Below are 10385 nucleotides of genomic sequence, written 5' to 3'. Positions count from 1 at the left end.
TTGTGTATAAGAGACAGCATCAACACCACCCCCAGCACCATAATCCCCGCCCCCAAAAACCGCTCCCGCAGCCCGGTCTCGCCGAACACAAAATGGCCTAGCAGCACCGAAAGCAAAGTGCTCATCCGCTTCACTGCGATCACCTGCGTCACCGGGGCCAGCGGCAGCGCCAGCATCTGAAAGCCAATCCCCGCCGCATTGAAGCAGCCCGTCAGCCCCAGAAACTTAGCCTGAGACCACAGCTGCGCCAGCCCTCCCCGCCGCAGCACAAACGGCAGCATTCCCGCCGCAATCACCGCAAATAGGGAGATTGCCCAGAACAGCGGCGAAGAATTTTGCACGCCAATCTTGTCAAAATTAGAGGTGATGCTCCAGAGAAAGGCCACGCAGAGCATCAGCCGACTGCCCGAGTTCTGCACCATCGCCCGCAGCGGTGCCCAAAAGTCCCGGTCTCCCACCCGCCGATTCAGCACGTAGGAGCCCATCACCAGCAGGACTACCCCTGCCGCGTCGAACCCAGTCGGCCATTCCCGCACAATTAGCGGCGACGTCACTAGCAAAAACAGCGGCGTCAGCGTCACCAGCGGCACCGTCAGCGACAGATCCGCCAGCTTAATCGCCCGTACATAGAGGGTAAAGGACAGAATATTTAGGCTGCCGCCAACCAACAGCGCGTAGCCATAGTTCGGCCCAATTGGCGGAATGCCTACTATCAGCACCACCGGCAGCAGCACCGCCACCCCCACCGTCATAAACCCCAGCAGCACCGAATATTCGTCTAGGGTCCGCAAACTCTGCTTGCCGGTGGCATCCTTAAGGGCTTCAAAACAGGCCGTCAGGCTGGCGAATAGGAACCATAGCATTACTGGTCGAGCGCCTCGACCAGACAGGCCGCATCGAGTAGCGCCACAGCTTCGTCTTGGACAACTGTGCAATCCGACTGCACCGCCAGCATCGCCGGCAGCGGCGCCTGGGTCACCCGAGGCAGCGTCTGCTCCCGGAGCTGAAACTGATGGATTAGCTTATTCCCAGCCACGTATTCGGGATGAAACGCGGGCAGGTCCAACAGCCAGAAATCCACCTGGTAGGCTTCGATAAATTGGATGACCTGAGCTGGGTCAGGGCTGTACTGCGCCTGGACTAAATCACTCACCCGCTGGCCAAATCGGCTGTAGTAGCCGGTGTGATAGGGCAGCGCATATTCGTACGCTACCAGAACAGACCGCTGGGCAAAGGCGGGCAGATTGTCGGCTTCTCGCGCAATCGAAGCTACCCGAGCATCCTTCGGCTGTACCTGCAAGAAGGTATACAGCTCAGGCGACTGGCCGATGACATAGCCCTGCTGGTCAATCACCAGCGACGGATAAAACGGCAGCAGTAGGAAGAAAACGAACACTATCAACGGCCAGGATCGCCGTTTTGAAACTCGTTCTGAGACTGCCCCAGACCGCCGCCAACGACTTTCCAGCCACAGGGTCAGCGCAATCCCAGCTGACACCGGCAAAACGGCTCGGATGACCAGCGTTGAATAGCGTCCAGGCAAATGCAGTTGAAACAGCACCATATGGGCCAGGACGTACAGACCCAAAGCCGCGATCGCAACCTCCAACAGCAGTCTCACCTGAGGCGATACCCGCTGGCTCAGCGGCAGCCGAGGCGACTTTAGGCACCAGGGCAGCGCAAACCCCAGCAGGCCCAGCGGCGTCATCAGGCCGGGGAAGAAGACACCACTGCGATGGCTAAACAGCCAGAACATCAGCGGATTGGGATCAAAAAACTGGACGCGGCCATAGAAGCCGTCCATGGGCTTAAAGGCCGGTAGCTGCCGGGCCTGCTCGACCGTAATCAGCGGCCCAAAGTCCGACGATGCAGTCAGGTAGGGCAGCAGTACCGCCACCACTACCAGCAGCCCTGCTCCTAACAACACATAGGCTCGCCGCTCTGCCGTCAGCCGCAGCCGGGGCCGCCATTCGACCAGCCGCACGGTTAATACAGCTAGCCCTAGCAGCGCTACCGCCGGGTAGAACAGGGCCGCTAGCGCCAGCACCAGCAATACTGGCCAAACCGTCCCGCGCAGCAGATAGTACAGAAAGGCAAACAGGATGGGATGGGCAAAGGCCCTGGGCGTGGCCGAAACCAAATCGTCCTCCAGCCAGAGGGTCTGATTCAGCAGCAGCGCCGACATAAATCCGGCAGCTGGGAGGGATAGAAGCTGCACTGTTACGCCAAAGCAGTAGGCGGTCGCAATCAGCCCCAGCCCCAGCGGCAGCAGCTGAGCCAGCTGCAGGGGCGAAATCCCCGCCGCCGCCGCCAGCCGATATAGCCCGGTGTAGCCCGTCGGTGCCAGCGACTGAAAGTAGTCGGCAATCAGGTCGTCGGGGAAAAGCGCCGGGTCGATAAACCGCTGCATCCAGATCACATGCTGGCGGGCATCGTCCTGGATGATGTATTCGTAGCCCTGGGTGTAGAGGAAGGACTGGAGGCCGTAAAACGCCGTGATCGCAAAGCTCAGCCCCAGCCAAAACCCAGCCGACCTACCCTTCGCCTTGTCCCCAAACAGAGCCGCCAGCACCCGCGATCGCTCCTAAAAGCAATCCAAATCATAGCAGCTAAATCAGCTGACCCAGGATCATCCCGCCGAGCAAAACAAAGCCAACGGTGACATTCTGGCCAAAAATTCGCCCGTAGGTCTGCGGCGGCGGCTGGCGGCGGCTAAGCTGGCGGTACTGCTGCGCCCAGAGCAAAGCCGCCGCTGCCAGGGCCAGCCAGAAGGGCAGGCTCAGCCCCAGATTCAGCCCCAGCGCCGCCAGCAAAATCACCGTGCCGGCAAAAAATGCCCCAATCGCCAGCGGCGTCCGCCGACCGAAAAAGAGGGCGCTGGAGTTGACACCTACCTGCCGGTCAAAGTCCCGGTCGGGGATGGCATAGACCGTATCAAAGCCCATCGTCCACAGCACCGTCGCTCCCCACAGCAGCCAGGCTGGCCGCTCCAGACTGCCTGTGACAGCGCTCCAGCTGATCAGTACCGCAAAGCCCCAGGCGATCGACAGCACCAGCTGGGGCAATGGGAACACCCGCTTGGCCAGCGGATAGAGGACAATGACTGGGACAGCGGCGACGCAGAGCCAGAAGCTTAGCGGCGTCAGGTAGAGCGAGAGTCCCCAGGCGCAGAGAAAGGCCACCAGGGCCGTGACAATGCCGACTTTGATCGAGAGCGATCGCGCCGCCAGCGGCCGATTCTTGGTCCGCTCCACCAGCGGGTCAATGTTGCGATCCCAGAGGTCATTGACCACGCAGCCGCCCGCACTCGTGGCCAGGGTACCTAAAATAATTACTCCAGTCAGCGGCAGCGGCGGCGTCCCCTGGGCGGCTAGAAAAATCGCCCAGAGTGCTGGCAGCATTAAGATCAGCCGCCCGGCGGGTTTATCCCACCGCAGCAGGCGGATGAGCGGACCCCAGGCGGGCTCTACCGGTCGGCGTTCAGTCATGACAAAAAATAACCGTCTTTACTTTTAATTTATAACCTGGGTGTTTCCTAAGTTTAGTTGAGTTTTACCAAAATTGAAAAACCTGTTCACGCCGAACAAACGCTAAAAAAGCCAAAAATCTGTCAAAATTTTGGTATAACCCCCGAGTATATTCGCTATTTATTGGTTAAGATAACCATAAATCTTCAGGCTCATGATCCTAATTGTCCCCCAACATTCCCTTAAGCCCTCCTATGGAAGATTCAGGTATGGAAGACCAGGCGTTACTGATTGCGGCAGAGGAATACGGGCTGCTCACCGACCTCTACCAGCTGACCATGGCAGCCTGCTACGTGGGCGAGGGCATCGATCAGCGGCGGGCGAGCTTTGAGCTCTTTGCCCGACGGCTGCCCGAGGATTTTGGCTACCTGATCGCGATGGGGCTGGCCCAGGCGCTGGAATATCTAGAGAACCTCCAGTTCAGCCCGGCTCAGATTCTAGCCCTGCAAAAGACCGGCCTGTTTAACGATGCGCCGAATGCGTTCTGGACTCGGCTGGAGGAATGCCGGTTTGAGGGCGACGTTTGGGCAGTGCCAGAAGGCACGGCGGTTTTTGCTAATGAGCCGCTGCTGCGGGTCGAGGCTCCCCTCTGGCAGGCTCAAATTGTTGAAACCTATCTGCTCAATACGATCAACTATCAGACCCTGGTAGCTACTCGAGCAGCTCGGCTGCGAGATGTGGCCGGACCAGATGCCTCGCTGCTCGAGTTTGGCACGCGGCGAGCCTTCAGTCCCCAAGGGGCACTCTGGGCAGCGCGGGCCGCTCTGGCGGGCGGTCTCGATGCCACTTCAAATGTGCTAGCCGCGCTGAAGCTGGGGCGGCAGCCGGTCGGGACGATGGCCCACGCCCTGGTGATGGCGATCGCGGCCCTCTCCGGTAGCGAGGCAGAAGCCTTCGACGCCTTTCACCGCTACTTCCCTGGCGCGACCCTGCTGATCGACACCTACGATACGGTAGCGGCGACGGAGCAGCTGGCGACCCAGGTGCGGGAGGGACGCTCTCTAGCCGGGGTGCGGCTGGATTCGGGCGATCTGGCGGCCCTGTCTCAGGCAGTGCGATCGCGCCTGCCCGACACTGCCATCTACGCCAGCGGTGACCTTGACGAGCGGACGATTCAACAGCTCCGGCAGGCCGGTGCCTGCATTGATGGCTACGGTCTAGGGACTAAGCTGGTGACGGGGGAACCGGTCAACGGCGTCTACAAGCTGGTTGAGATTGACAATATTCCGGTGATGAAAACCTCTAGCGGCAAAGATACCTATCCCGGCTGCAAACAGATCTATCGCAGCCTAGACGCCGAGCCGCTGGGTTCAGACCGGCTAGGACTGATGATTGAAGCCACCCAGCCCGGCGAGACACCGCTACTCAAGCGAGTGATGAAAGACGGTCAGCGGATGTATCCGCCAGAAACACTGGAGCAAACAGCAGAGCGAACAGCCGCCTCGGTCGCAGCGCTGTCGGCAGATGTTCGCGCCGTCGAACAGCCCCAAACCTTAGAGCCCCAAATCTCACAGGCCCTCCAGCAGCTCACCGCTGACACCCGTCAGCAGGCCGCCGTTCAGGTCTCGGGCTGAGGAGATCGGTATGACAGAAGCTATGAATATCGCCCTATTTGGCACCAGCGCCGACCCGCCCCACCGCGGCCATCAGGCCATTTTGCAGCGGCTGGCAGGCCAGTTTGACCAGGTCGCCGTTTGGACGGCGGACAACCCATTTAAGTCCCATCGGGCTGCCTTCGACCACCGTCAGCAAATGCTGTCGCTGCTGATTGACTCGCTCGACCCATCTGCCGAGAAGGTGCGGCTCTATCCCGAACTGAGCGATCGCTACACGGTAAACTCCCTCAAGCAGGCCCGGCAGATCTGGCCCGAGGCTAATTTTTCTCTGGTGGTCGGTGCCGATCTGGTCGCGCAGCTGCCGCAGTGGTACCGCGCCCAGGAAATTTTTCGGCAGGTACAGATCTGGGTCTTCCCCCGTCCGGGCTATCCGCTGAATGAAGCCGATCTGGCGGAGCTAAGGCAGCGGGGGGCGGACGTCGCGATCGCGCAGCCGCCCGAACTGTACGATGTCTCCTCCAGCGGCTACCGTGAAACCGACAACAGCGAACAGCTGCCGCCCGCCGTCCAAGCCTACATCCACGACCACCACCTCTACCCATGCCCGGAAAACTCCAAAAAAAAGCAGCCGACCCGGTCATAGCTGAAGACCTGGCGGATTTCAAGGTTGGCGTTGACAACGTGATCTTCTCGGTCGATACCGAGCAAAATCGCCTGCTGGTGCTGCTGGTGATGCGGCCCGAATCCCCCTTTATTGGGGCTTGGAGCCTGCCGGGAACCCTCGTCCGCTGCGGCGAATCGCTGGAAGACGCGGCCTATCGGGTCCTGTCTGAAAAAATTCGGGTCAACAACCTCTACCTAGAACAGCTCTACACCTTTGGCGATCCCCACCGCGACCCGCGCGAAGCGGCCAGCGCCTTTGGCGTCCGCTATCTCTCGGTTAGCTACTTTGCCCTGGTGCGATTCGCCGATGCCGAGCTAATCGCCGACGGCGTTAGCGGCATTGCCTGGTATCCGCTCAGCCGTGTCCCCAAGCTGGCCTTCGACCACAATCAGATTCTCACCTACGGCTGTCAGCGCCTGCGCAACAAGCTGGAATACAGCCCCGTCGCCTTCGATGTGCTACCCGAACAGTTCACTCTGGGCGACCTCTACCAGCTCTACATGACCGTTCTGGGCGAAGATTTCTCCGACTATTCCAACTTTCGCACCCGCCTGCTCAAGCTCGGCTTCCTCCAAGACACCGGACACAAGACCTCCCGAGGCGCCGGCCGCCCCGCCAGTCTCTACCGCTTCGACCCCGAAGCCTTCGAGGCTCTAAAAGACAAACCCATGGTCTTTATTTAATATGAAAATTGCGATCGCACAGCTCAACCCCACCATCGGCGACCTCTCCGGCAACGCCCAGCAAATCCTCGACGCTGCGAATCGAGCGGTCCAACAGGGAGCGCATCTGCTGCTCACGCCCGAGCTCTCCCTCTGCGGCTATCCCCCCCGCGACCTGCTGCTGCGGCCCGGCTTTGTTGCACTCATGCAGCAGACCGTAGAGCGGCTAGCTCAGGATCTGCCCGCCGGTCTCTCCGCCCTGGTGGGGATCGCAGCGGAGAATCCCCAGGCGCAGCAGATTGGCCAGAAGCCTATTTTCAATAGCATGGCACTGCTTCAGAAGGGCAAGATCAAAGCCCTTTTTTACAAGCGGCTACTACCGACCTACGATGTCTTCGACGACGATCGCTACTTTGAGTCGGGTCAGGAGCCCAATCACTTTGTTCTGCAAGCAGACGGCCAATCTCTCCACATCGGCGTCACCATCTGCGAAGATCTCTGGAATGATGAGGGTTTCTGGGGGCAGCGCGCCTACCCCGACAATCCTACAGCCGACCTGGTAAAGGTAGGAGTCGAGCTGATTGTCAATCTCTCGGGCTCGCCCTACAGCGTGGGGAAACAACAGCTGCGAGAACAGATGATTCGCCATGCCGTCCAGCAGCACGGCTGCCCGATTGTCTATGTAAATCAGGTGGGGGGCAATGACGACCTAATTTTTGACGGCAGCAGCGTTTCAGTTAGCCGTCAGGGTAAGGTGACCAGCCGAGCAGCAGCGTTTGCGTCCGATTTACAGATTGTTGAATATGACCCGGCACAGCAAGATCTACAGCCGGGACCAGTAGTTCCGCCGATTAATGGGAGCGACGCCGAGATTTGGTCAGCTTTGGTTCTGGGCGTGCGCGACTATGCCCGCAAGTGCGGCTTTTCCAAGGCGGTAATCGGATTGAGCGGTGGGATTGATTCAGCCTTGGTGAGCGCGATCGCTGCTGCCGCCCTCGGCCCCGAGAACGTGCTGGGCGTCCTCATGCCCTCGCCCCACAGCTCAGAACATTCCATTCAGGACGCGGAGCAGCTGGCTAACAACCTGGGCTTTACGACAGAAACGCTGTCGATTGGCAAGCTGATGGCGGGCTATGACGAGACCTTTTCGACCCTTTTTGCGGAAACAGAAGCAGGCGTTACGGAAGAGAATCTCCAGTCTCGGATTCGCGGCAATTTGCTGATGGCGATCTCGAATAAGTTTGGCCATCTGCTGCTCTCGACCGGTAATAAGTCGGAAATGTCTGTCGGCTACTGCACCCTCTACGGCGATATGAACGGCGGCCTGGCCGTCATTGCCGACGTGTCCAAAACTCGTGTCTATGCGATCTGCCGCTGGCTCAACCGCCAGGCCAAGGCCGGAGACTGCCGCTATCTTGCCCAGCTCACCCAGTTTAGCCAGCCCAACCCACAGGCTGAAATCATCCCTGAAAATATTTTAATCAAGCCGCCCAGTGCCGAACTCAAGCCGGGCCAGGTCGATCAGGACTCGCTGCCGTCCTACGATGTGCTCGATGATATCCTCGAACGGCTTACCCAGTCTCAGCAGTCCGCTGCCGAAATTGTTGCCGCCGGGCACGATCGCCAAATCGTCGAGCGGGTTATCCAGCTGCTGACCCGAGCCGAATTTAAGCGGCGGCAGGCTCCGCCCGTCCTCAAAGTGACCGACCGCGCCTTTGGCACCGGCTGGCGGATGCCGATCGCTAGCCACTGGGCGCTGATGACGGAGCTGCAAAGTCAAAAACCGCGCAAAAGCCTGTCCAGCTGAGCTACATTAGGTAGCAAACTGAGAACGGCATGTCTACAGAATCTTCAAAAGTTGCTATTTACGCTGCCATGGGTGCGAATGTCGCCATCGGCATCGCCAAGTTTGTGGGGGCTGGGCTCAGCGGCAGCTCGGCGATGCTGTCTGAGGGCATTCACTCCGTCGTCGATTCGGTGAATGAGCTGCTGCTGCTCTACGGGCTCAAGCAAAGCGAAGCCGGTCCAGACGATCAGCACCCGCTAGGCCGGGGGCAGGAGATCTACTTCTGGTCGCTAATGGTCGCCGTGCTGATCTTTGCGTTAGGCGGCGGCGTTTCAATTTTTCAAGGGGTGCAGAGCCTGCAACATCCTGAACCGGCTAGCCACTCACTCGTCAGCTACGGTGTTTTAAGCATTGCCACCATTTTTGAAGGAACCGCCCTGGCCGTCTCAATTCGCGAGTTCAACAAAAACCATTCCCGTCAGGATATAGGGCTGTGGGAGGCGATTCGCAAAAGTAAAGACCCCAGCTCGTTTATTGTCATTGTTGAAGATTCGGCGGCCCTGGTTGGGTTAGCTATTGCCTTTATCGGTTTACTGCTGAGCCAATTTTTGGAGAATTCGATTTATGACGCGATCGCGTCCATCCTGATCGGCGTCCTTCTAACTATTGTCGCCACCCTGCTCGTCTCTGAAACCAAGGGCCTCCTAGTCGGCGAAAGCGCCTCACCCGAAACCCGCGCCAGCATCCAAACAATCGTCATCTCAGACCCCGCCGTCACCGCTGCCGAACCCCCAATCACGCTTCACTTCGGACCCAAAGACGTGATGCTTGCCTTGAACATCGAGTTCAAAGACGAACTCTCCTCCGACGAAATCGAAGCCGCCATTCGCCGCATCGAACAATCCATCCGCGATTCCCACGAAGAAATCAAACGCATCTTCATAGAAGCCGCCTCCGTGATTAAGTAAGGGGAATTTTATTCCTTTTAATATCTGAACTTAGCTATATTGTAAAAAAATCAGCCCAGGGTGTATCTGAGAATTTTTCTTTCAGCTCCCAGTAATTTTCAATTGAATCGGCTAAAGATTGTTTAGACTGCCTGAGCAATGACGTCCGCAGTCTTTCAGGACGAGCCCCTAGAAAAAGCTGAAGGTTGTCTAAAGTACTTTTCTTATCTTTAAGAAAGTCCTCATAGACTACTTCTTCAACCACATGATCGCTAAAGAATGTTCTCATCTCCTGCTGCCACAAAATCGACTTTTCAAACTCTTCAACGCAGTTTTCATAGCTCAACCGGATAGGAGCCTGAGCAGGTGCGGGCTCAGAACGGCTAAACAACCGACGTCGCTGAATAAAACTTTTATTTTTGGTAGCGAGCTGTCTCGACAAATAAACTTTGAGCAGATTATGGCGGATGAGATGAATGACCTTGATGGTTGAGTCAGATTTCAAATAATCCCAAACGACATCCTGTCTAGGAGATCTAGCCTGAGAGTAGAAGAGCTTAAAGCCAACTGCTTGGAGATGAACGGGATAGGGTCGAAAAACGATGTCTTCTAAAAACCTTATCGGATGATCTCGCCGGAGCGCTAAAGTTTCAGGCGACTTATACTTCTGTGGCTGCCAATAGTTCCAGATGATACGCTTTTTGAGATTCTGAAATATCTCGCCAGACAGTGCGATCTGACTGGAAGAACCCAGATAATCTCCAATTAGGTTCGAGCCTGAACGAGGTCGGGTCAACACAATAAACTTTTGATATTCCCTGGATTGAGGGAGTATCCCACGATCAGCCGCCCAGCTGCTGGCAGCAAATTTTAGCTTTCGATATTTATCAATCAGCTCAAGACCTAAAGAGCCCTCTTGATCTTCCATAGCGTCAGGAGTTACAAGCCGTACTTGACAACCTTATTCACAAGGCCAGAACTGCCCTTGATCGCAGTAAAAATTTAAATAATTTTCAGTTAAGTTTATCCTACACATTGACTAAATAAGCGCTAAATCCGGAATTTGTCCAAAAATTTCATAAGCCCATGCTTATGTAGCGAAACCCAGTGCAATCTCAAAACCCGAAAGCGCTCTCACTCAGGTGAGGGCGCTTTCGGGTTGAATATAGACCTGGCACCGAGCTATTTTGACAAGGGGCTACCCCCTCACTATCTTCGCCGCTGCAGTGTTTCACGGTCCGAG

At 57.3% G+C, this 10385-nt stretch carries 9 protein-coding genes; 5 read left to right on the top strand and 4 right to left on the bottom strand.

Annotated elements, in window-relative coordinates; translation table 11 throughout:
• The 3 genes from IQ241_RS24185 to IQ241_RS24175 form a co-directional block, all read right to left on the bottom strand.
• Positions 1-863: EamA family transporter (locus IQ241_RS24185; protein WP_193912207.1), on the bottom strand; the 863-nt coding region annotated here is incomplete at its 3' end.
• Positions 863-2572, bottom strand: a complete 1710-nt coding sequence (locus tag IQ241_RS24180) for a hypothetical protein (protein ID WP_193912205.1) — start codon at positions 2570-2572, stop codon at positions 863-865. The genes IQ241_RS24185 and IQ241_RS24180, both read right to left, overlap by 1 nt.
• A 37-nt stretch (positions 2573-2609) precedes the next feature.
• The gene (locus tag IQ241_RS24175) at positions 2610-3488 is read right to left on the bottom strand and encodes a 4-hydroxybenzoate solanesyltransferase (RefSeq protein WP_193912203.1); all 879 of its coding nucleotides are present in this window, start codon (positions 3486-3488) and stop codon (positions 2610-2612) included.
• Positions 3489-3721: 233 nt separating this feature from the next.
• On the opposite strand from IQ241_RS24175, the gene IQ241_RS24170 reads away from it, so the two are divergent.
• The 5 genes from IQ241_RS24170 to IQ241_RS24150 are packed head-to-tail and all read left to right on the top strand — an operon-like array spanning position 3722 to position 9163.
• Entirely contained in the window at positions 3722-5101 is a 1380-nt protein-coding gene (locus tag IQ241_RS24170; RefSeq protein ID WP_193912201.1) for a nicotinate phosphoribosyltransferase, read from the top strand.
• 10 nt (positions 5102-5111) lie between these two features.
• Entirely contained in the window at positions 5112-5726 is a 615-nt protein-coding gene (locus tag IQ241_RS24165) for a nicotinate-nucleotide adenylyltransferase (RefSeq protein WP_228022053.1), read from the top strand.
• Positions 5684-6430 carry an NUDIX hydrolase gene (locus IQ241_RS24160; protein ID WP_193912199.1) on the top strand — a complete coding sequence of 249 codons (747 nt, stop codon included), beginning with the start codon at positions 5684-5686 and terminating at the stop codon, positions 6428-6430. The genes IQ241_RS24165 and IQ241_RS24160 overlap by 43 nt, the downstream gene beginning before the upstream one ends.
• Before the next feature lies 1 nt (position 6431).
• A complete protein-coding gene (locus IQ241_RS24155; RefSeq protein WP_193912197.1) occupies positions 6432-8216 on the top strand; it encodes an NAD+ synthase in 1785 nt (594 codons plus the stop codon).
• A 29-nt stretch (positions 8217-8245) separates the two neighbouring features.
• Positions 8246-9163, top strand: a complete 918-nt coding sequence (locus tag IQ241_RS24150; RefSeq protein ID WP_193912195.1) for a cation diffusion facilitator family transporter — start codon at positions 8246-8248, stop codon at positions 9161-9163.
• A gap of 34 nt (positions 9164-9197) precedes the next feature.
• Here the strand turns inward: IQ241_RS24150 and IQ241_RS24145 are convergent, their stop codons facing one another.
• Positions 9198-10070: a sulfotransferase family protein gene (locus IQ241_RS24145; RefSeq protein WP_193912193.1), complete on the bottom strand. Its 873-nt coding sequence runs from the start codon at positions 10068-10070 to the stop codon at positions 9198-9200.
• Positions 10071-10385: the final 315 nt, after the last annotated feature.

Origin of the sequence: Vasconcelosia minhoensis LEGE 07310, assembly GCF_015207255.1 — a bacterium.
Lineage (GTDB): Bacteria > Cyanobacteriota > Cyanobacteriia > Phormidesmidales > Phormidesmidaceae > Vasconcelosia > Vasconcelosia minhoensis.
Note: the sequence above shows the minus strand (reverse complement) of the source record. Positions and strands in the feature narration are given on the sequence as shown.